Consider the following 22,627-nt stretch of genomic DNA (forward strand, 5'->3'; position numbering starts at 1 on the left):
GGAAGAAAAAATGCCTATTCAAAATGGTCATGAAATCGAACAGCTTGCAAAACTTTCTTATCAGCTGGAGGAGGCTACGAGAGACGTCAGGAACTCTGCTGACCCTGATTTGGTACAGAAATTACAACAGTAGCTAAGAGAAGTGCAAGTACAGATTCAAGATGCACGAGGGAAAGCGATTAACGGTAGTGGCACCTCAACGGAACCATTGTTTAATGCGCAATTACGGATTGAAGAATGCCAGCATGAGTTAAGACGAGTGGAGACGAACTTACAGGCAGGACAGGACGATGTTACACCTTAACATGTCAGATCGATTCGGTTGTCACCGAGAATTTGATATACTTAAAAATAAAAAAAGGTGATGATCATGAAAGAGTCTTATATTAGAGAAACACTAGCAGTTAAAGTCAGCCACGTCTTCCCGCCTGACACGAATAATCATGGGACACTATTTGGTGGGAAATTAATGAGTTATATTGATGACATTGCCTCTATTTCGGCGATGAGACATTCCAGAAGTCCTGTTGTGACCGCTTCTACCGATTCTGTTGATTTTCTCGCTCCGATTGGAACGGAAGAGTCGGTTTGTATAGAATCATTTGTCACCTGGACGGGGACAAGTTCGATGGAGATATTTGTAAAAGTATTGGCGGAAAACCTGATCACTGGTGAACGAACCATTGCTGCTACAGCTTTTCTGACGTTTGTCGCCATTGATGACAACGGGAAGCCTGTACCTGTTCCAAAAGTCATTCCGCAAACAGAGGAAGAAAAATACTTACATGAAACTGCTCGCAGTCGAGTGGAAGAACGAAAGAAGCGTAAAAAAGCGAGTAAAGAACTGGCTGGTTTTATTCATAAAGGAAAACCATGGGAGACCTGACGACGGCTAAGAGCTAAACATTATTTGTGTTTAGCTCGTTTTAATACTCTAAGATGTATATAATTATAACCATCCAGGAAGCAATAAAAGGTAAAAGTTCTTATAATTTGAATGATGTAAAGTCGAACTAACCGATCGTGGTTATTCCCGGTTTTTCTAGTCCATGTCACATAGTAACTTATACGAAAATAAACCGGCGCATGCCGGCTTTTTATTTCTTATTCATTAATAAATGTTCACGCAAGGTTTTTCTGGTATAGTTTTCTCTAAATAATCCCTTTTCAACAAGCTTCGGTACCAGTTGATCACAGAATAACGTTAACGATTGAATCGAACCACCGGGTAGGGCTATAAAACCATCGATTGCATCTGCTTCAGCCCATTCTGTAATGGATGCAAGGGCATCCTCTACCGTTCCAACAACCACCCAGTGACCAGAACCTACTACTTCTGGTCTCGATAATAATTCTTCTATCGTCGGCTCTTTTCCAGAAATCAGACTTCTTAATAAATTTGCTTGCGTTTGACTGCGAACGGAAACATCATTATTCGGTAGCAGATCTGATGTGACTATTTGATCAAGCGGCTTACCCCTAAGATCTAGATCTATTAAGGTTTGTACGGCTTCATATTTTTTTCGAGTGTAGTATATCATTCCTTTTTTAATTTCATTACAACATATTTTGTTATACTGTACATATCGTTAGATAGCAAAGAATAGTTTTTGGCACTATCCTTGTTGTTAATCCACATCTTAGGAGGACAAGTATGAAAAATTCGTTTCTATTTTGGACATTGCCAGGTTTGGTTTACTTCTTAGTTATGTTACTAATTGATATATTTCGTGATCAGCCAATAGATTATTTAGGTAATTTGATTCAAACAGTATTTATCATCATTTTCTTTAGGCTTTGTTATTGGGCCGAAGGACAGCTGAGAAAAAAGGATAAAGAGAGCGATTAATGCTCTTTTTTTATATTTGCACAGGTATAAATTTCATTTTTTTACAAATTTTATATAAGATGTTTAATCTATGTAACTCATACCTTATCATTGTAACTGTATAAAAAAATAGGAGGTATGCAGAATATGAACAACAAATTTCTCAAAATTTTAGTGGTAGGACTGGTGATGACTTTTATCTTCAACACAATAGCTCCTCTGGGTGTTTCAGCAAAAAAACATTCGGATGCTAAAGAATTAGCTGAACAATTAGAATTTATTTTTGAAGAAGCTGCTATTAAAGATATTAATGGTAAAATAATAGGTTTAGATATTGATATGATAGAAGAAAAATATGGTACAAGCACGGAATTAGAACAACTTAAACAAGAAATGAATGCAATCTGTATGATTCAGGATAGACAGAAAGTTGAACAATCAAACCATATGTGTTGATAGTGGAATTAGATAAAGCGTGTATGAGAAAAGAATTGACTTCATTCCTTGCTAACTATAGTATAAATTTTGCTTTTTCAACGTTTTATGAATATATGCTTGGCAAACAATATTACAAAGCTGCTAAAAAATTAATTAAGCTGGTGTAAAAGGAAGTCCATGGGCTATTGGTGCATCACTTACTCAAATGGCTTTTTCTATTATTTAAAGCTTTTATCCTCTAAATGGTTATTAATATTCTCAATGTCCCAACTTCGAGTGCCATCCTTCTGGTGAAAATTGCGAACAGAAAATAGTCGATGCTTTTTTTAATCTTGATTCAATAATCCCCAATATATATCTTCCACCCTGCTGTTCGGGTCTTGCCATCCGTCGCCCTTCAACCATGTGGCAGATAATGATAGTCCTATATGTAACTGTTTTGAATTACTCATCGATATAACTCCTCTGTTATGAAGTTTTATTAGTCCATTATAGTTTACTTTTTACATGCCAACATGGACTTAATTCTTATGCTATTTGCACAATCTTCTTATTTTATGTCTGTTTTTCCACCATTTATCGGTTTTATATGTTATAATTTAATTAAGAATGATTCTCAATTGAGAGAAAGAAGGATATCAACTGTGCATGAAATCAAACAATTTGATCACTCCATATATTCATTTATGTTAAACCGGTTGGAATGGATTAAAAAAGATAACCATTACCGACTACGATTTACATGGTGTAATCACTATCTATTACTATATATTGCAAAAGGTGAAGGATTTCTTTATATAAATGAAGAGAAAATAGCTGTAAATCAGAAGGAAGTCTATCTTTGTAAGCCTGGTGATACATATGCACTTCATTTAACATCAGAAATTGAATTATATGCATTTCATTTCGAAGTATCAGGTGAACCATGGCAACGCATGAATACAATTATCAGATTGCAGGCGATAGACCCGGTATGGAGCTATTGTAATCAGCTGCATTCCATGAGTGAGCCTAACAGTGAATTAGAGAATTTCCGTATGCAGATTGTTTTCCAGGAGCTGTTCTATTTTATATTAAGTTCCGAGAAAGGTGCCTCTGAGAACAGAGTATTAGAGGCGAAAAAATATATGGATCTTTATTACGATAAAACGATTCAAATCGAGCAATTAGCTCGCATCGCCCAAGTAAGTGAGCATTATTTTGTCGATTTATTCACGAAACAGTATGGATTAAGTCCGATAAAATATTTACACCAGCAAAGACTGGCCGAAGCCAAAAGACTGCTCATACAATCAGATGCCAGATCAAGAGATATTGCGAAAAAAATAGGAATAAATGATGAATATTATTTCAGCAGATGGTTTAAAAAGAAGACCGGTATGTCGCCCAGCGCTTTTCGCAGCACTCACAAGACCTATATTGCAGTTAGCCAACGAGAATTCATGGGACAATTATTGGCGTTAGACATTGTACCTTATGCAGCCCCGTTACATCCGAAATGGACGCCTTTTTATTATGAGCATTATCGGACAGATATACCTGTCCACTTAAGCGCTTATAAAATCGATCAGCACCATCATGCTAATATGGAAAAAATGCAGCAATATCGACCTGAAATTATAATTACTAATCAGTCTGACAGCAGCCAATTAGATAATAAGCAGCATGGGAAGACGAAAATGCTGTGTATAGAAGAGGAGTCAACTTGGCGAATGCAACTTCAGGAAATAGCAGCATTTTTAAAGAAAGAAGATAGAGCTGCTAAGTGGCTGCGCAGCTTCGACCGAAAAAAGAATAAATTAAAAAAGGATTTACAGAACAACTATTCAGATGCGTCCTTTTTATTTTTGCGTAAATTCAAGCAATCCTTTTACCTGACCTCGAGTCGATCGGTGTCGGAGCTTTTCTTTGAGGAGCTTGGAATGCGGTCAGCTTATGGTCAGCAACCGGTACATGAACAGGAAATTCAGCTCAAGGAAATAGTACAAATGAATCCAGATCATATTATGTTAATGATCTGTCAGGAGCAGGAGACGTTATATGATTGGAAACAGCTGCAGCATTCGATGGACTGGATGAAAATAAAAGCAGTGAATAACGATAATGTGTACTGTATCGCAACAGATCCTTGGTTTGAGTATTCAGCAGTCGCGCATGATCGTATGCTTCAAAAAATACGTGATCTACTAATAGAATTTTGTCCAAATGACGATAAGTAAAATGTCCATTTTCAATTTATCTATTACACCCTATAATTGAGAATGATTATTACTATCGAAAGAGGAGAGGTTAATAGATGTTGAAACAAAGATGGATTTATATTATTTTACTAGTTTCACTAGTTGCCGTGCTTGCTGCTTGTCAACAGAGCGAAACGGAAGATGCTAGTGCAGAGGATCAGACGGAGACTGAAACAGATCAAAGTCAAGAGGAAGAAACAGATGCGGAATCAGAAACTCGGACTATTTCTTATTTAGGAGAAGAGTATGAAGTGCCGCAGGATCCTACCATTGTTATTGCAGGAGCTTTAGAGGCAATGGAGGATGCGTTGTTGTTAGGTGTAGAGCCAATTGGTGCGATTTCTGTCGGTGGGGAATTTCCTGAAATGTTTAGTGATATTGTCGGAGATGCGGAATCAATTGGTGAGAAAAGACAGCCAAATATTGAAAAAATACTAGAATTGAATCCAGATGTTATATTAAGTACAACGAAATTCCCGGAAGACACAGCTGCGAAATTGGAAGAGATTACAACTGTGATTCCAGTATCGCATATCTCTACAAATTGGAAAGAGAATCTTCAAATGTTGGGAGAAGTTACTGGAAAACAGGAACAGGCAGAACAAATTCTAGCAGATTATCAAGCGCAGTTAACAGAAGTGAAAGATCAAATGTCAGAAGACGTAACGAATCAGATCGTTGTAGCAGTGCGTATCAGATCTGGTAATATAATGATTTATTCACAAGATACTTCCTTTAACTCTGTTTTATACGAGGATTTAGGTTTGAAATTACCGAGCGTAATTGAACAGGCTGAAGCACAAGAAGCAATTTCGTTAGAGAAATTCAGTGAACTGAATCCAGATCATATTTTTGTACAATATGCAGAATCAGAAAATGCAGACAATCCGACTGCGTTATCTGATTTAGAAGAAAATCCTATCTGGCAAAGCTTGCAAGCTGTCCAAAATGATAAAGTCTACGTTAATGCGGTTGATCCATTAGCGCAGGGTGGTACAGCTTGGAGTAAACAACAATTCTTAGATGCATTTCAGAATAATGTCTTAGCGGAATAAAGAGAAGGAGCAGGAGCTATGCAACAGTTACGATTAAAAATGCCAATCATTTTCATAACAGTAGCTCCCGTTACCATTTTACTAAGTTTGGTCCTTTCGATCATTTTTGGTTCAAAAGCGATTGCGGCAGATGTCATATGGGATGCCGTCTTTCATTTTGACCCATCAAATGTCGACCATCAAATCATTCGCTACTCGCGGATTCCAAGAGCAATCGGTGCGTTATTAATTGGGTGTTTTTTAGCGGTATCAGGCTCTATTATGCAGGGGATGACAAGAAATTATCTTGCATCTCCTTCTATTATGGGGATTTCTGATGGTTCTGTCTTGATGATTACATGCTGTATGATCTTTTTTCCGGGATTACCGAATTTGACGATGGTGTTGTTTTCATTAGCGGGGTCAGCGTTTGCTGCTGTGGTCGTCTATTTATTGGCATCTTCTATTCCTGACGGGATGAAGCCGGTGAAAATGGCGATCCTTGGAACGATAATAGGTACCTTTCTGAGCAGTATTGCGACAGCACTTGCTACCTACTTTCAAACGTCTCAAGATATTAGTTTTTGGTATAATGCACGACTCCATCAAATTAATCCGGATTTATTAAAAACGATTCTTCCTTTTGTCATTGTAGGTTTGATTATTGCGTTTGGTATTTCAAAGCAAATGACAGTGATGTCTTTAGGACGTGATGTGGCAGTAGGGCTAGGTCAAAAAGATCTCCTGGTGAAATCACTTGCGATATTGTCTGTCGTATTATTAACGGGCTGTGCAGTGGCATTGGCGGGGAATATTGGTTTTGTCGGATTGATTATTCCGCATATTAGTCGTTTCTTAATAGGGGTGGAATATAGCTGGACGATTCCATTTGCCGGTTTACTTGGTGGAGTTTTTCTCGTGTTCGCTGATATTGGCAGCCGATTTATGAACTATCCGTTCGAAACGCCGATTAGTGTAGTGACAGCAGCAATTGGTGTTCCTTTTTTCCTCTATCTGATTAAGAAGAGAGGAGGGACATCCCATGCAGGCGCGAAATAGACGAAAAAGATTTCTGCAAGTTCTTTCAGCATTATTGGTGCTGTTGTTTATAAGTGGCTACCTGAGCTTAACTTATGGTGAGTTCTCGATGACCGTATCAGAGGTGTTCAAGACGTTGTTGTTATTAGATCAAAGTCGCGAGCATAGTATCGTTATTTTCAGTTTTCGTTTACCAAGGATTATTATTGGCATGTTCGTCGGTCTGGGCCTAGGAGTAGCGGGTGCGATTATTCAGGCACTGACTCGTAATGAACTGGCAGATCCGGGTATATTAGGGATCAATGCAGGTGCTGGATTAGCAATCGTCATCTATATGTTCCTGGCAAGCGAATTTGCATTGGGTTCAGAGCTGGTCTCTACGTTTACCATGCCGCTATTCGGTTTGATTGGTGGAATGGCATCAGCGCTGTTTATCTATGCTTTCTCTTGGAATAATGGGCGGCTCGATTCTAATCGCTTATTATTGGTTGGGATAGCGATAGGATCAGGTCTGGGTGCCATCACTTTGTATATTTCTCTGAAAATGGACCCGCAGGATTTTGAAGCAGCGACGATGTGGATGACAGGATCGATCTGGAGTGCAAACTGGCAGAAAATTGTCTCTATTATTCCGTGGTTTGTCATCCTTTTACCTTTTATTTTAATTCGGGCATCACACTTGGATTTGTTTTATTTAGGAGAAGACACAGCGAAGAATGTAGGCTTGTCTACAGAGTGGGAGAAGAGCATCTGGCTGTTAGCAAGTATCGGCTTAATAAGTGCTTGTGTGTCGGTATCTGGCAGTATTGGTTTTATCGGCTTACTTGCTCCGCATATCGCAAGGCGGTTAATCGGACTTTATCACAAAATGGTCATCGTTATTTCAGGATTAATTGGTATGGTATTGGTGACGCTGTCTGATTTTATTGCCAAATCTATTTTTGCACCAGTTGAATTACCAGTTGGTGTTGTCATTTCCATTATTGGGATCCCATATTTTATTTATTTATTACGAAGAAAATCAACGAAATAGAGAGAAGTGAGCTGTCATGCATGTAACGATTCCAAATACACAACGATTCAACGTAGAGGCAGATTATCGTAATCGATCATTTCAAATCGATGTCTATCAACCTAATTTGCCTGTTCCAGATGAAGGATTCCCTGTGATTTATTTGTTAGACGGGAATTCTACTTTCTCAACGGTGGTTGATGCAGTCCGTTTGCAATCGAGAAGACCGGAGCGAACAGAAGTCCATCCAGCAGTTGTAGTCGCAATTGGTTATCCAACAGAGGAGCCTTTTGCAACAGAACGTTTCTATGATTATACCCTTACGGAACCGGATTTCGATGTAACAAAGAAATGGGGGGATCGGGAACTCCCAGCCCATGGCGGAGCAGAAGAATTTCTAGCGTTTATTGAGAATGACTTAAAGCCGTTGATTGAAAGTAAGTACAGCATCAATAAACAGAAACAGACAATATTTGGTCACTCGTTAGGTGGTTTGTTTGTGTTACATACTTTATTTACAAATAGTCAGGCGTTTCAAACGTATATTGCAGGCAGTCCATCTATTCATTGGAATCAAACGGCTATTCTAAAGGAAAGAGAACAGTTTATAAATACGAAGCCTAAGCTGGATAAAACGGTGTCATTACTAGTCGCAGCTGGAGAAATGGAAGGTAATCATGCCTCGTATATGCTGGATAACGCTAAACAGCTGACAGAAGAACTAAAGGCAGTGCCGAATTTAGAAGCAGCATTTCAAATATATGATAATGAAAACCATATTTCTGTTCTGCCTCGTTTAATTAACCAGTCGCTAAAAATTGCTTTGAAATAGTTAGTGAGATAGGCCGACACAATAGTCTTGTGTCGGCTTTTTGTTTTTACATTAGAGTATTAAAATTTTAGCAATGAAGAAGCTCGACGAAGTGAAAAATTTGAGTGTATCAGTATAAGAATAACTATGGCACTCGCTAAAAGACGAGGCGAATACCGAGCTTTTCTTATAAATGCTTAAATTAAATAGAGCTGAGCGGTTTTTTTCTTACTTGTGGTAACCTTTGTCTCCATAAGGTTGAAGCTTCTCTAACCATTTTTCTTCTAGTTTGGCCAATTCCTCTTTTACGGTAAAAAACGGACGATCCTCTTTGTCTAATCTTTCCAAAATATTAATTGTAAAAGCGTCCATGCCATATTCATTCCATTCCTGTTGAAGCAATTTGTTGGGCATATAGGAATTTGTATTCAGCATGAATTTCAGTCCGTTCATTGTTTTGAAATCCTGTGTGCTGACAATCATTATTTTTTGGTTTATCGTATTTTTAACTTGATAAATACCTCCGTCAATCGGTGAATCTTTATATTGTTGTTTTAACTCTTTTTTGCGATCCATTTGATCACTCCTTAGTATCCTTAGTTAACCAGTATTCACTTCCGTCCGGTTTGCGACTGATAAAGCCGTACTCTATTAGATACCTTCTGATCTTTACATAATCATGGTAGTATTGTTTTAGCGATTCATTAAACTCATTTTCTGAATAACGGTAATCTGTATCAAGCTGCTTTGCAATCTCACCCAGAATAATCATTCGTTGTTTTTCTTTTGGAGGGAAGTTATGCAATCCATTTGCCACACCTTCTGGAAAAAACTTATCGATTATTTTTATTTTTTCCGCCTTTGTCACATTATATCGGTCATCAACCATTGTCGCTGTCGGATGAACCGGTGCAAATTGTGGTGAATGCTGATCTTTTTCCCTTAGTAACTCCATCATGGCTAAGAAATTTCTTGCCTGTCTTTCTTTTTCTTTTAATGCAAAACGGTGATGGCGAATCGTGGAAGAACTGCCGATCTCTAGCTCCGTTTGTATTTCTTTATCATTTTTTCCGAGGTAGAATAGTTGTAGCAAGCGTTTCTGGTGCTCCGTGATTCCGGTTAATTTGCGATCCATTTTTAGCAAATAATCAAAGACGGATTGATGAGATTGCTCAATATGGATTCTCATATACTTTTTCGCATCATATAACAAATCATGATGCGGATAGATAACACCTTTTTCGATATGTGTACCGCAGAGAAGACAGGTGAAGTGATCCTGCTCTTCTATATAGCCTTTTTTTAATTCCTGGATCGATGCTTGCCAAAATTGCTCTGATATTTGCATGAGGCTTCCTCCTATAACAAACAGTTTGGAAATACGTTGGTTTATTTATAAACATTTTATATCATCGTCAGATAATTGTCAAAGGTTTAAACAAACGGTAAGTATTTATGTTTGCTGATGATCTGTCATTTATTTTATTTGTTTATTAATCGTGAGAAGGTGAAATGATGATTTGACGAAAGGTTTAGTGCTAGGTGTTGTGACGATTTTTGTTCTCTACATAGTGATTGAAACGGCAGTAAGAAGAGGAATTAATGCATCGAAGCTAGGAAAGTATATTGATGAGCAAACGAAACAAAGAGAGGAAACGCGAAAAGATTTGGATGACTAATTTCTTTAGTGTGGAGCTCGTGATGCTGAAAAAAGCCTCAAACGGACAGGAGAAAGCTAAATGTTGATCCTCTTGTCCGATAGAATGGTTCAATCGGACAAAAGAGATCAAACTGGAGTCGCAACTGTCCGATAGAAGAGCCCACTGGCAAAAGAAGTCTTAACACATTTACAACCATCTGTAAGACCCCGAACCTTGAAGATTTTTTTATTTAAAAGCTTCCGGAATCATTGTGAAGCCATCAATCACGGTATCTTCTTCGACTTCGATCATCAAGTATCGTCTGCCGTCAAATTGAACTTGTCTCACATGGCGGAGGTCTTCTGGGCTCACGGCAATATTCGCAACTTTTGTGTTGATCTTGATTGATTTAGATGAATATTTTGGCACGATATTACGTGCTTTTAACTCATAGCCAGTGTTGTCGATGACATTCTTGAATGCTGTTTCCATTTTTTCAGTATCGACATCTTCGACACCACTTGATTTCAAAACACGCTCGACGTCTCTGTAGTCGAGTGTTGGTGTTTCTTCCTCTTCCTCTTCTGTCATACGATGAATTTCCTCATAGACATTGGCCAAAGTGGAAGAGTTGAGCTGATGACCAATCGCATCACGGACAACTTCCTCAAAGACGATTTTATCCTCTTTGGCGGTCATGGTTTCCTCCGCATTTAATACTTCCTCAACAAAAGCTTCATCTGGCTCATTAGCTTTTCCTGCCGCATAGAGAATGTGATTCACATCTGCTGCGTTATCAGTAAAACAAGGAAATAAGAATCCGCCAATCGGAGCATTTAAATTAATAACGGGATCGACTACCACATTATATTTAAATTGCTTTTCGATATAGTCGAAATGAAGTTCTTTTTTCGGGTCTTGTGTCTTGTTGATACTGCATAAAATAAACGAATGAGAATACACCGAGTCTCGGTCGCTGTCTTCTGACTCTTCACTACGGCGTTTCATCGGTTTGAAATACTCACCGCGGATAAATGTGACGACAATATCCATTTCGTATTGTCTGTCTTGCAGCATTTTCTCTACGATTTCGAGCATTTGTGATTGCCAGTCTTCACTTTCCGCTGTCAGCAAACCTTTATGTAAAATCAGCTGAGTAGGATTATCGACATCGGATTGAAATTTTAACTCGAATAACTTTTCGTCAGGTTGCCCGGTTAGTACTTTTTTGAAATTGGTCATAAACAACTCCTGTTCATCCTGATCGAGCAATTCGAATGCCTGGCTTTGCTGATGATATATATCACTGGATTCTTTCATGATGTAGACGTTAAAAATGTTATGAATCTTCATCAAATCATTATCTATTTTAAATTGCTTGCGAATATCAGCTATATCTTTCTTGTTCATTTTTTGACACTCCTCTACTTTGAATCTATTGTTATTTTATCATACAAGAGAGGGAATGAAGGGAAAAACAATAGTTGTAGGCAACCTTGCTATTTAATAAGATGGTGTTAGAAGGGAACGTGATCGCATGTCGGAAAAAATGGTCTTCGTCTATGGAACGTTAAGAAAACATCAATCCAATGCATCTTTTATCAAGAGCACTGCTTTAGTAGCTTCACAAACCTGGACATTAGGCAGGTTATATGATGTTGGGGTTGGCTACCCTGCAATGGTGAAGGACCCGGAACAAAAGGTATATGGGGAACTATATAAGGTGGATCATAATACGCTACGTGAAATGGATCTGCTTGAAGGCTATCACGGACAAGGGCTTGATAATCTATATGAACGGGGGCAACAAACCATTTATATGGATATTGGCGAAGTAGAAGCCTGTGTGTATACCTTTCGTGAGGAGCAAACAACCGGGTTGCGTGAAATAAAAAGTGGTGATTGGAAGGTTGATCAACTGTTATCAAAGACTCCGCTTTATTATTTTGCCTATGGTTCTTGTATGGATCAGGAGCGAATGGTGGATCATCATGTTGCCAAGTATTTCACAGATATAGTAGGCGGGGGAAGTTTACAGTCGTACCAATTAGCTTTTACCATATCTGTCGGTGATGGAGGGAGAGCAGATATTATCGAAGGTGATGGAATGGCAGAAGGAAAAGTGTATCGGATTGGTGTCGAAGCTCTTGCGTATTTGATTGAGCGTGAAGGAGTGGAGGAGGGAAAATATCGTCCGACTTTTGTTGACGTTGAAGTGAATGGCGACATTTTGCGTGATGTCTTGACATTTGTAGTAGCAGACAAACAACCGGAAACCGCACCACCTGAGCATTATGCAAAAGAAATTATTCGAGGAGGGAAAGCTTGTCTCAGCACCTATTATCTGCAAAAACTCGAAAAGGAATGGAAAGAGAAATTTGCGATCGATATCAGAAGATGGCTGTAGAACAAACAAACAAACAATCAATCAATCCGTGACAAAATATTTTCACCGTATTAATAGCGGACCATACTTAGAATCTCATTAAACAAGATTCATGCTATGTTCAGCTTTTGTCTAATGCTAAAAAGGAATGCTGCGAAGTCACATTAAAAACAATTCGATGTAATGCTTAGGAAAAACGCTTATTCCTTTTGGTGATGTTAACAATTTTGAAGCGGAAGACTAGCTCCGGAAATATGCTTTGTGTCCTATGGGGGCATCGATCTGCTAGGCTACTACTTGAATAAACTTCCTAGCTGCCTTGCCGAGGAAGCATACTTCGCAGCATTGCCTTTTACTTCGCGTTGCTCTTACTCCCATTTCATTTTCTGAAACTTTATACGAATAATTTGATATATATCCATTTTTGAAACCGCTTTATAATAGAAGGTGAATTTATTTAATTTAAAGGAGGCATTTATATGTTGAAACGATTACGGTTATCCTTAATGATAGTATTGCTTTGCTTGACCGCGATCCCGTTTTTTTCTGTGGATCATACAGAAGCGGCAGCACAAAACTATCTATCTAACATCGGATTTGAAAGCGATTTCCTTTCAGAGGATTCCAGGTGGAACATCGAATATTCTGATCAGGAAATGGTAGATGCACCTCACTTTGCTTATCAGGATGATGAATGGATCGAGAAGGACAAGGGTAGTTATGCATTTAAATATTGGATCAAAGACTCATCAACTGCTAAGCAATCCATCACACTCTCTCAAACGATCGATTCTCTTCCTGCAGGTGACTATCAGTTATCTGTGCGATCGATGGGAGGGGTGGATGATGAAGCAGGACAGGTGAAGTTATTCGTAGGTGAAAATAAAGCAGAGGCAGTAGCGACAACGGGCTATAATAATTGGGAAACCGTTACATACGAATTTAACGTGGAAGATTATTCTACCAATGTTACAGTCGGGGCAGAAGTTTCAGGTAAACCTAATGCATATGGCTACCTGGACAGTTTCCAGCTAACATCAATAGATACAGAAGCAGAAGAACCTGTTGATGCAGACATTTTTGTAGAAAAAGTAGAGGGAATGTCTGAAGATTTTATTAAAGGTGTAGATGTTTCAAGCATCATTTCGTTGGAGAATAGCGGAGTGGATTTCTATAATGAAGCAGGAGAAAAACAAGATATTTTTCAAACGATGGCTGATGCTGGTGTGAATTATGTGCGCGTCCGCGTATGGAATGATCCGTATGATAGTGACGGTAATGGCTATGGTGGCGGAAATAATGATCTGGAAAAAGCAGTAGAAATCGGAAAGCGTGCAACTGCGAATGGAATGAAGCTGCTGGTTGACTTCCATTACTCTGATTTCTGGGCAGATCCGGCCAAACAACAAGCACCAAAGGTCTGGTCCTCTTTAAATTTGGAAGAGAAGAAAACAGCATTGCATGATTATACGAAAAACAGTCTGCAGGCGATCATTGATGCAGGCGTTGATGTCGGGATGGTGCAAATCGGTAACGAAACCAATAATGGTATAGCTGGTGAAAAGGACTGGGCGAACATGGCCCAATTGTTTGATGCCGGCAGCCAAGCGGTTCGTGAGATCAACAGCGAAATTTTAGTTGCCTTGCATTTTACCAATCCGGAAAAAGGTACGTATCAAGGCTATGCAAAGACATTAGCGGATAATCAAGTTGATTATGATGTATTTGCCAGCTCGTATTATCCATTCTGGCATGGTACATTAGAGAATTTAACGACTCAATTAAAAAATGTGGCAGACACATTTGATAAAAAAGTAATGGTAGCAGAAACTTCTTATACGTATACAGAAGTGGATGGGGATGGACACGAGAATACTGCGCCGAAGGACTCCGGCCAAACGATAAACTATCCGGTCTCGGTACAAGGACAAGCTACTGCAGTTCGAGATGTGTTTCAGGCTGTTGCCGACGTTGGTGAGGCAGGTATTGGTGTATTTTACTGGGAGCCTGCTTGGATTCCGGTTGGCAACCCAGACGATATAAATTTACAACAGAACCAGCAGTTATGGGAGCAATATGGATCAGGCTGGGCGACAAGCAATGCAGCGGAATATGATCCTGAGGACGCTGGTCAGTGGTACGGTGGAAGCGCGGTGGATAATCAAGCGCTGTTTGATTTTGATGGACATCCATTAGCCTCGCTAAATTTATTCAATTATATCGATACGGGCGCTGTGGCACCTTTAGAAATCGATCAGATTCAGGAAGTAGCGTTAACGGTAACTTTAGGTGAAAAGGTTGTATTGCCTGAAACGGTCACTGCTACCTATAACGATGGCAGTGAACAGGCAGTAGCCGTAACGTGGAACGAAAACCAAGTAAACGATGCGGTTGCGTCAGGGGAAGGTACGTATCAGATTGACGGGGAAACAACGGATGGAAGCACGGTGAAGGCAACGTTGACTATCGCGCCGAAAAATTTTGTCGTCAATCCTGGCTTTGAAAATAGCGATACGACTATGTGGAATATAACTTTTCCAGACGGAGTAGATGCACATGCGGAGGTCAAACAAAATAAATCGAACGCTAAATCAGGGGAATATTCCTTGGACTTCTGGAATGATCAGCCTGTGGATTTCGGCGTATCACAGACGATTACAGGATTAGAAACGGGTTATTATCAATTGTCGATGTTCATTCAAGGTGGTGAAGCAGACGGTGCTGCCATGGAATTATATGCGGAAACGTCGAATCAATCTTATGCAGCAGAAACGTTCGTCGATGGCTGGGTGAACTGGCAGCAGCCGGTGATTGATCAAATTTTAGTTACTGATGGCGAGGTTACAATTGGTGTGCAGGTTCAGGCACCAGAGAATGCCTGGGGAACATTGGATGATTTTTATCTGAAGCGGGTAGGCGATTATGAGGAAGATCCTGATCCAGAACCAGAAGATCCAGATACAACACCTGAAGTAGATCCAGATCCGGATGAAAACAAGCCGGATATGTCAGTCTTGCAAGAAGTAGGAGATCAAGTCTATTTGATGGAGAGAGGTACGCGTGACATTTCGGTCAAGCAGGAAGTGATCGATCAGTTGTCAGATGAAGCAACCCTTATTTTTGCCTGGCAGGGCATTCGTGTGGAGATACCTGTCTCTATCTTGAAAGGTAAAGGAGATATCTCTTTCCAATTCGGAGGGGTAACAGACGCTGTTGAACATAAGCATGAGGATAGATTAAGTGATTTGATTGATTTTACTTTGAAGGCAAATGGTGAAACGATTGATTTTGAACAAGCCATTAACGTTACCTTTTCGATTGATGGCGATCGTGTGAAAGATTGGGAGCATGTCATCGTCAATTATATCGATGAGAATGGAGACGTCCAGGAGCAATTAACGCCAACTTCTTATAATGCCGATACAGGAGAAGTGACGGCAGCAGTAAAACATTTCAGTATATACGGAGTTTTCGAAGAAACTGTTGAGGATGAATCAGAACCGCTAACAGATAAAACAAATCAGTTACCAGATACAGCGACTACTCAATATCATTATATTGTTGCAGGTATTCTCTTTCTTATGCTCGGGTCTACCTCCTTATGGTATATAAGAAAGAAAACATACCAGTAAAATAGAAAGCCATTCAGTTAACCAGACTGAATGGTTTTTTGTTTGGAATAACATCTGACAATAGATGAAATTCGCAAATGTCTTGCTAGATAAGGCTTTATCGTCATAACACCAGTAAATTAACTGAATTTTTTGTTAATAGTGTCTAATTCATGCGGATTATTTATCGAAAATGACCAATGACAGTCGTCCTCATTTCACTTAAGATTATCGTAATAATAAATAACGTATCATGTGAATTATTATTACACTAGCAATAATGGAATCAATGGAAGATAGAATATGTCAGAGATATAGGAGTTGTGAGAATGCAAGTAACGAGATATCAAGGCGAAGCATTTGAAAAACGCTTCTTACCAAGATTAACGACAGAGGAAGTGAAGCAGTTATCGAAAGAGGATGCACTCGTCGTGTTGCCAATAGGCGCAGTAGAACAGCATGGACCGCATATGCCGATCTATACCGATACGTTAATTGCAGAAGGTGTTTTAACAGAAGCCTTTCAACATTTTTCCGAGGGAGATAATATCTGGTTATTGCCACCAATACCTTATGGCAAAAGTACCGAACATCTAAAAATGGCTGGAACGATGACCTTATCCGCTTCTACCTTACAAGCGGTCGTCATGGACATTGCTAAAAGTGTCAGTGAAAGTGGTTTTAACCGACTTGTGTTGTTTAACTCGCATGGCGGGAATCATGACTTGTTAAATATGGTTTCCCGGGAAATAAGAATAGAAACCGGTATGATGGTGTTTCGTTTAAATTCATCGGATGGAAGCTTGGTTGCGGACTTGGTGCCGGAGGAAGAGCGAGTGTTTGGTATTCATGGCGGGGATGTAGAAACTTCCATGGTGCTGGATATGAAAGAGAACTGGGTGCATCCCGCATTAAGTCCAAAAGAGTTCGTTGGATTACCGGAGGATAATAAGCATTTGTATTTGAAAGGAAGCTGTTATTTTGCATGGGTAATCCATGACATTTCGGAAACGGGGATGGCTGGAGATGCCACACAGGCAACGAAAGAAAAAGGGGGAGAGATAAATCGCAGATCCGCTCAGTATGTCGCAGAAGCGTTGATTGAAATGAGTAAGTTTAATATCGATCAATTACAAAAAGGGGGATCCTAATGAATACAACATTAGCAGAAGAAACGGTGAAGCAGCAAACGATTGAAAATGTAGTGAGAATGTCCGGAGTTAGTAAGGTATTTCCAAATGGTAACGTGGCAGTCGATAATGTCAACATCGATATTGCGGAAGGAGAATTCATCTCCTTTGTCGGTCCATCAGGATGTGGGAAGTCTACTATTTTTAAAATGATATCCGGTTTGATAGATAACACACAGGGTAGTATCGAAATCCTCGGATCACAGATGAACCCGATGCAGCAGAAAAGAACCAATGTAGGTTTTGTTTTTCAAGATTCAACGCTTCTGCCGTGGCGATCTGTATTAGAGAATGTCATGCTGCCACTAGAGTTTCAGAAAAAGCCAAAAAAAGAAAAAATAGAAGAAGCTACTCAAGCACTAGAATTAGTAGGATTAGAAGATTATACCAAATCATTACCGCGACAGTTATCAGGTGGGATGAAAATGAGAGTGTCGATTGCAAGAGCGTTAGTAGCTAAGCCAAAACTGCTGTTAATGGATGAACCTTTTGGGGCGCTTGATGAAATAACAAGACAAAGCTTGCAATCTGAGTTGTTACGAATCTGGGAATCACAAAAAATGACCGTACTATTTATCACGCATAACGTGTTTGAAGCAGTCTACCTGTCAACGAGAGTAGCAGTGATGACACCTAGTCCTGGTAAAGTCGCTTCTACATTGGACGTGCCACTTCCTTTTCCTCGTAATGACGAAGTGCGTACAACCCATGAATTCAGTGATATCGTTGCACAAGTTTCCCGTGATTTAAAATTTTAATGAGGTGATCATGATGTGGAAAGACAAGCTGATGCAGTTGATAGGTGAAGAGAATGTGATTGTGAAACAAGCGGCGGTCGATCGGTTATCTAAAGATTTCTACTGGTACTCTCCTGTATTACACGAACAATTACGAGATAAGGTGGCGGATTGTGCGGTAGCGCCCAAAACAATCGAAGAACTGAAAACAATTGTGCAATTTGCAGTGGAAAATCGCATACCATTGACACCTCGAGGAGCGGGAACTGGTAATTACGGTCAAGGCGTGCCATTGTTTGGTGGTATTGTGCTTGATTTGACTAGGTTAAATCAGATTGTGGAAGTGAACGACACAACGGTTAAGGTTCAAGCTGGTGTCAAAATGGGAATATTAGAAAAAACGTTACGAAAAGAAGAGAAAGAACTCCGGATTTTTCCGAGTACGTTTATGAAGTCAACGGTAGGAGGCTTTCTTTGCGGAGGATCTGGAGGAATTGGTTCGATTCGCTGGGGAAATTTGTGGGACGGCAATGTGTTGGAAGTTACGATTATCACCATAGAGGAAGAGCCGCGAATTCTAAACGTTTCAGGTGAAGAGATGCATGATTACATCCATAACTATGGTACGACAGGTATATTGGTTGAAGCGGTTCTTCCGATAGAGCCGAAGACAGAGTGGTCACAATTTATTGTATCTTTCACTACTTTTCAGCAGGCAGTGCTCTTCTGTGACGAACTGGCACATAATGAAGCGATCACAAAACGACTCTTGTCTGTTTGTGAATGGCCGATACCCGCACATTTTCAACAGCTTAAAAAACATTTAACAGAAGATAAGTCGATAGCTATGCTGGAAATAGCCGAACCAGCTGTTCCGCTCTTACATGAGCTGATCGACAAATATAGCGGTGAAGTGAGTTTTACGATATCGTCGGATAAGTATCATAAAGGCTTGAAGGTGTCAGATTTCACTTGGAATCACGCCACGTTGTGGGCGCACAAACACGGAGAAAATATCACATACTTGCAAGCGCGATTTGATCCGCAAAGAGTATTCGAGCAAATGCGTCTGATTAGGGAAAAATTTGAGTTAGAGGTCCAATTTCATTTTGAATTTATGAAGAATAAAGGGAAAGTAACATCAGGTTCCTTGCCAATTGTCGAGTATAAGTCGAAAGAGCGATTGTATGAAATTATTGACTTTTTTGAAGAGAATGGTGTCAGTGTCAATGATCCACATACCTATTTGCTCGGGTCTGGTGGTTATAATTTGCGAATGAAAGAAATTGAAACATTGAAAAAGCAAAATGATCCATATGATTTGTTAAACAAAGGTAAGATTCCAAAAGATGAAAAAATGGAACTAATGAACTGAGGAGGCTCATTATGGAGAATGCACAAACAAAACAATTAGAAATGAAGAGTGAAACGGTTAAAGCAAAGAAAGTCAATTTGCAGTTTCTTCAGACCTGGCTCCCCCCGATTATTGCCTTTGTTCTCTTTATCGCTATTTGGCAATTTGGTGTTCTATTGATGCAAATACCTCCGTACATTTTGCCGAAACCAACTGACGTTCTATCCGCAACAGTAGAGAATTGGGACAGATTATGGGCATCAGCATCCACTACGATTCTTGAGTCGGTGCTCGGTTTTGTGTTTAGTGTCTTCATTGGGGTATCAGCAGCGATTGTGATGGCCAGTTCAAAATTATTAGAGCGAAGTTTATACCCCTATGCCATTCTGTTACAGACGATTCCGATTGTTGCGATTGCGCCGATTATTGTGATCTGGTTTGGTTCAGGGATGAATGCGATTGTGATTATTGCGTTTACCATTGGTTTCTTCCCCATGCTGTCGAATACTTTGATTGGCTTAAATGCGACGGATCGCGGAATGATGGATTTAATGAGTCTGTATCATGCATCCAAATGGCAAATCATGTGGAAAATTCGCATTCCAGCAGCACTGCCATATATTATTGCTGGTTTGAAAATATCCTGTACGTTAGCGATTATTGGCGCTATCGTTGGTGAATATATAGCGGGTATTGGGGGAGGTGATGGTGGTCTGGGTTATGCGATCACTGTAGCATCGACAACAATGGAAATACCGTATTTATTTGCTTGCGGGATAGCAGCGTCCTTGTTGGGTATTATATTTTTCTTATTGGTCAACCTGCTCTCCAAAATGCTATTAGGTTCATGGCATGAGTCCGAAATGAAAAAAGATAGTTAATAATGAAGGGGGAAAAGGAATGCATAAAACGATTTGGAATAAAACGCTAATATTGTTAATGGTAATGTTTCTTTTGTTGCTGGCTGCTTGTGGTGGCGAGGAAAGTTCAGAGGCAGAAGCGGATACAGAACCTGCTGAAGAAACGCCGGATACAGAGGAAGAAGAAGCGGTCAGTTTAGGTGAGGCGTCTTTAGTAACGAACTGGTTTGCTCAGCCTGAACATGGTGGGAATTATGCAGCGTTAGAAGAAGGCTTTTATGCAGAAGAAGGAATCGAAATGTCTATTGAACCAGGTGGACCGCAAATTTCAGCAACCCAGCTGGTAGCTTCAGGCAAAATGGATTTCGGTTATACGTCTGGTGAAGATATTCTGAATGCTCGCGACAAAGGGATCCCGTTAGTAGCAATCGGAGCGATTTTCCAAGTCAGCCCTTATGTACTTATTTCGCATGCAGATGCTGGTGTAGAGGATTTTGAAGACCTCGAAGGTATGACCACCATCACTGCTCCAGGTGTCGGATATTGGGAGTATATTAAAAAATCTTATGAACTAGATGAAGTGAAGGAATTATCCTATACCGGACAGTTGAGTACATTTATTGAGGATCCTGATGCTGTAACACAAGGCTATATCACATCTGAACCATATGTGTTAGATCAGCAAGGGGTCGAAAATAATTATTTACGTATTCATGATTCCGGATTCCAACCTTATTCCAATGTTATTTTCACGACGGAAGATGTTATGGAAGAAAAACCAGAGCTTGTCAAAGCATTTATGGCAGCAACGGTAAAAGGTTGGGAAGCATATCGTGACGATCCTGTGAAATACAAGGAAATCTTAAAAGAATATAACCCTGATTTAACTGATGGATTAATGGATTTTGGTGCCAAAGAGCAGGAAGAACTTATTTTCGGCGGCGATGCTGAAGAACATGGATTTGGTTATATGACAGAAGAACGTTGGGCGAGTTTACAAGAGCAAATGCTCGATTTAGGAATTGTTACAAACGATGAGGATCCAACTAATTTCTTTACGACAGAATTTTTACCGATGGAGGAATAATCATGAACGAGTCGATCACTTTATTTAATGCGTCACTGCCATTACAAGAAGTCGGTCAGTTGTACAGTATTACTATTCGTGATGGTGTGTATCAGAAAGTGGAAGAGCAATCAGGTTTCGTAAAACGTGAAGGCTTATCGTTTCGGGAGTTAGAAAATGATTTCTCGCAAGTCAAGGATGTTGATGCAGAGGGAAGAATCGTTCTTCCCTCTTTTGTTGATATGCATACACATTTGGATAAAGCCTACTCGTTGAAAGAAGTACCTAATAAATCGGGCACTTTGTTTGAAGCGATCGAAAACTATCATCAGAAAGCACATACGTTTACGCCTGAAATGATCAAGCAGCGAGTATATCGTCAGGCGCTTGAATCATTATCATATGGAACCACTCATATTCGCACGCATGTTAATTTTGAGTTGGATATAAGTCCTCAGCTGGCTCTAGATAAACTTGCGGCTGTGATCGAAGTGAAAGAAGCGTTGCGGGATGTGTTAACCATTCAAATTGTGCCGATGCTGTCTGATGTAGCTTCGTGTACAAAAGAACAATATGAGGTTATTCAACAGGCAATCGATTTAGGGATTGATGGAATTGGCGGTGCCCCTCATTTAAGAGCAAATCCAGAAGAAAATATCGATGCACTGATGCGTTTAGCGGTGGACAATGGGAAATTTTTGGATTTGCATGTCGATGAGAACGATGACCCAAATGTTTGTACAATTGAACCGCTAATTAAAAAAACGATTGCATACAACATGCAAGGACAAGTAACGGCAGGTCATTTGTGCTCGTTAGCAGCGATGAACCACGAAAAGGCTAATAGATTAATAGAGGGAATGGCGGAAGCGTCGATACATGCTGTTACATTACCAGGCGCCAACATGTATTTGCAAGGTAGGTTTGATCAGGGGGTGGTTCGCAGAGGAGTAACAAGAATTAAGGAATTAATAAATGGTGGCGTTACGATAGCAACGGCATCTGATAATGTTCATGATCCATTTCATCCTTTCGGTCGAGGTGACCTGGTTCAAATTGGTTTGTTGACCGCCTATGCAGGGCACTTGGCGAGTGAAACAGAGCTGTTGCATTTGCTGCGCATGATGACAACCATGCCTGGCAGGATTTTTGGTTTGGAGCATGAAATCAAGGAAGGTGCAATGGCAGATTTTGTTGTGGTAGATTCAACTGATATGTATGACTTGTTTGCCAGTATGGCACCGACTCGGTATCTATTTAGGAAAGATCGGTGGCTTAATGGTTTCAAAACCGTTCGCATGATCAATGATCCGTTTTTAGAAGATAAGTGGAAGTCTATGGAGGCGGCCTCGGTAAAGATTTAGGGAAGAAGGTGCTATCGC

The 22,627-nt window shown here is 39.8% G+C and carries 24 protein-coding genes; 19 read left to right on the forward strand and 5 right to left on the reverse strand.

Annotated elements, in window-relative coordinates:
• The first annotated feature begins 10 nt into the window (after nt 1–10).
• From MUN88_RS21650 to MUN88_RS07430, 3 genes are all read left to right on the forward strand, one after another.
• Nucleotides 11–133, forward strand: a complete 123-nt coding sequence (locus MUN88_RS21650; RefSeq protein WP_256463981.1) for a hypothetical protein — start codon at nt 11–13, stop codon at nt 131–133.
• A gap of 9 nt (nt 134–142) precedes the next feature.
• A complete protein-coding gene (locus MUN88_RS07425) occupies nt 143–304 on the forward strand; it encodes a hypothetical protein (RefSeq protein ID WP_244722858.1) in 162 nt (53 codons plus the stop codon).
• A gap of 66 nt (nt 305–370) precedes the next feature.
• A complete protein-coding gene (locus tag MUN88_RS07430) occupies nt 371–886 on the forward strand; it encodes an acyl-CoA thioesterase (protein ID WP_244722860.1) in 516 nt (171 codons plus the stop codon).
• Between the two features lie 211 nt (nt 887–1,097).
• Here the strand turns inward: MUN88_RS07430 and MUN88_RS07435 are convergent, their stop codons facing one another.
• Complete coding sequence (locus MUN88_RS07435; RefSeq protein ID WP_244722862.1) at nt 1,098–1,541, reverse strand: LLM class oxidoreductase; 444 nt, start codon at nt 1,539–1,541, stop codon at nt 1,098–1,100.
• 113 nt (nt 1,542–1,654) lie between these two features.
• Here MUN88_RS07435 and MUN88_RS07440 point away from each other — a divergent pair, with 113 nt between their 5' ends.
• Entirely contained in the window at nt 1,655–1,849 is a 195-nt protein-coding gene (locus MUN88_RS07440; RefSeq protein ID WP_244722864.1) for a hypothetical protein, read from the forward strand.
• A 126-nt stretch (nt 1,850–1,975) separates the two neighbouring features.
• Entirely contained in the window at nt 1,976–2,284 is a 309-nt protein-coding gene (locus MUN88_RS07445) for a hypothetical protein (protein WP_244722865.1), read from the forward strand.
• Between the two features lie 308 nt (nt 2,285–2,592).
• On the opposite strand, the gene MUN88_RS21655 is transcribed toward MUN88_RS07445, so the two are convergent.
• Nucleotides 2,593–2,718, reverse strand: coding sequence for a hypothetical protein (locus MUN88_RS21655; protein WP_256463985.1), 126 nt, complete (start codon nt 2,716–2,718; stop codon nt 2,593–2,595).
• A 78-nt stretch (nt 2,719–2,796) separates the two neighbouring features.
• On the opposite strand from MUN88_RS21655, the gene MUN88_RS07455 reads away from it, so the two are divergent.
• From MUN88_RS07455 to MUN88_RS07475, 5 genes are all read left to right on the forward strand, one after another.
• On the forward strand, nt 2,797–4,485 hold the full coding sequence (locus tag MUN88_RS07455) for an AraC family transcriptional regulator (protein ID WP_244722867.1): 1,689 nt from the start codon (nt 2,797–2,799) through the stop codon (nt 4,483–4,485).
• 77 nt (nt 4,486–4,562) lie between these two features.
• Nucleotides 4,563–5,561: an ABC transporter substrate-binding protein gene (locus MUN88_RS07460; protein ID WP_244722869.1), complete on the forward strand. Its 999-nt coding sequence runs from the start codon at nt 4,563–4,565 to the stop codon at nt 5,559–5,561.
• Nucleotides 5,562–5,579: 18 nt separating this feature from the next.
• Nucleotides 5,580–6,599 (forward strand): FecCD family ABC transporter permease, encoded by a 1,020-nt coding sequence (locus MUN88_RS07465; protein ID WP_244722871.1) that lies wholly within the window; start codon nt 5,580–5,582, stop codon nt 6,597–6,599.
• Nucleotides 6,583–7,611: a FecCD family ABC transporter permease gene (locus MUN88_RS07470; protein ID WP_244722881.1), complete on the forward strand. Its 1,029-nt coding sequence runs from the start codon at nt 6,583–6,585 to the stop codon at nt 7,609–7,611. The genes MUN88_RS07465 and MUN88_RS07470 overlap by 17 nt, the downstream gene beginning before the upstream one ends.
• A 16-nt stretch (nt 7,612–7,627) precedes the next feature.
• The gene (locus MUN88_RS07475; protein WP_244722883.1) at nt 7,628–8,422 is read left to right on the forward strand and encodes an alpha/beta hydrolase; all 795 of its coding nucleotides are present in this window, start codon (nt 7,628–7,630) and stop codon (nt 8,420–8,422) included.
• Nucleotides 8,423–8,629: 207 nt separating this feature from the next.
• Here MUN88_RS07475 and MUN88_RS07480 read toward each other — a convergent pair whose 3' ends face one another.
• A complete protein-coding gene (locus tag MUN88_RS07480) occupies nt 8,630–8,977 on the reverse strand; it encodes a GIY-YIG nuclease family protein (RefSeq protein WP_244722886.1) in 348 nt (115 codons plus the stop codon).
• Nucleotides 8,978–8,981: 4 nt separating this feature from the next.
• Nucleotides 8,982–9,749: a DUF2087 domain-containing protein gene (locus MUN88_RS07485; protein ID WP_244722889.1), complete on the reverse strand. Its 768-nt coding sequence runs from the start codon at nt 9,747–9,749 to the stop codon at nt 8,982–8,984.
• A gap of 172 nt (nt 9,750–9,921) precedes the next feature.
• On the opposite strand from MUN88_RS07485, the gene MUN88_RS07490 reads away from it, so the two are divergent.
• Complete coding sequence (locus MUN88_RS07490; protein ID WP_244722892.1) at nt 9,922–10,080, forward strand: hypothetical protein; 159 nt, start codon at nt 9,922–9,924, stop codon at nt 10,078–10,080.
• A 207-nt stretch (nt 10,081–10,287) separates the two neighbouring features.
• On the opposite strand, the gene MUN88_RS07495 is transcribed toward MUN88_RS07490, so the two are convergent.
• Complete coding sequence (locus tag MUN88_RS07495) at nt 10,288–11,451, reverse strand: DUF4317 domain-containing protein (protein WP_244722894.1); 1,164 nt, start codon at nt 11,449–11,451, stop codon at nt 10,288–10,290.
• Between the two features lie 127 nt (nt 11,452–11,578).
• Between MUN88_RS07495 and MUN88_RS07500 the strand changes: the two genes are divergently transcribed.
• The 8 genes from MUN88_RS07500 to MUN88_RS07540 all read left to right on the forward strand — a co-directional run bounded on the left by MUN88_RS07500 (nt 11,579) and on the right by MUN88_RS07540 (nt 22,609).
• Nucleotides 11,579–12,448: a gamma-glutamylcyclotransferase family protein gene (locus MUN88_RS07500; protein WP_244722895.1), complete on the forward strand. Its 870-nt coding sequence runs from the start codon at nt 11,579–11,581 to the stop codon at nt 12,446–12,448.
• A gap of 458 nt (nt 12,449–12,906) precedes the next feature.
• Complete coding sequence (locus tag MUN88_RS21710) at nt 12,907–16,059, forward strand: glycosyl hydrolase 53 family protein (RefSeq protein WP_305852496.1); 3,153 nt, start codon at nt 12,907–12,909, stop codon at nt 16,057–16,059.
• Between the two features lie 308 nt (nt 16,060–16,367).
• Complete coding sequence (locus tag MUN88_RS07515; protein WP_244722896.1) at nt 16,368–17,189, forward strand: creatininase family protein; 822 nt, start codon at nt 16,368–16,370, stop codon at nt 17,187–17,189.
• Entirely contained in the window at nt 17,189–17,986 is a 798-nt protein-coding gene (locus tag MUN88_RS07520; protein WP_244722897.1) for an ABC transporter ATP-binding protein, read from the forward strand. Before MUN88_RS07515 ends, MUN88_RS07520 begins: the two co-directional genes overlap by 1 nt.
• A 10-nt stretch (nt 17,987–17,996) precedes the next feature.
• Nucleotides 17,997–19,340: an FAD-binding oxidoreductase gene (locus MUN88_RS07525; RefSeq protein ID WP_244722898.1), complete on the forward strand. Its 1,344-nt coding sequence runs from the start codon at nt 17,997–17,999 to the stop codon at nt 19,338–19,340.
• A gap of 11 nt (nt 19,341–19,351) precedes the next feature.
• Nucleotides 19,352–20,200: an ABC transporter permease gene (locus MUN88_RS07530; RefSeq protein ID WP_369809957.1), complete on the forward strand. Its 849-nt coding sequence runs from the start codon at nt 19,352–19,354 to the stop codon at nt 20,198–20,200.
• A 19-nt stretch (nt 20,201–20,219) separates the two neighbouring features.
• Entirely contained in the window at nt 20,220–21,266 is a 1,047-nt protein-coding gene (locus tag MUN88_RS07535; RefSeq protein ID WP_244722899.1) for an ABC transporter substrate-binding protein, read from the forward strand.
• A gap of 2 nt (nt 21,267–21,268) precedes the next feature.
• Complete coding sequence (locus tag MUN88_RS07540; RefSeq protein ID WP_244722901.1) at nt 21,269–22,609, forward strand: amidohydrolase family protein; 1,341 nt, start codon at nt 21,269–21,271, stop codon at nt 22,607–22,609.
• Nucleotides 22,610–22,627 lie beyond the last annotated feature (18 nt).

The sequence above is a fragment of the Gracilibacillus caseinilyticus genome, from assembly GCF_022919115.1.
Taxonomy (GTDB): Bacteria; Bacillota; Bacilli; order Bacillales; family Amphibacillaceae; genus Gracilibacillus; species Gracilibacillus caseinilyticus.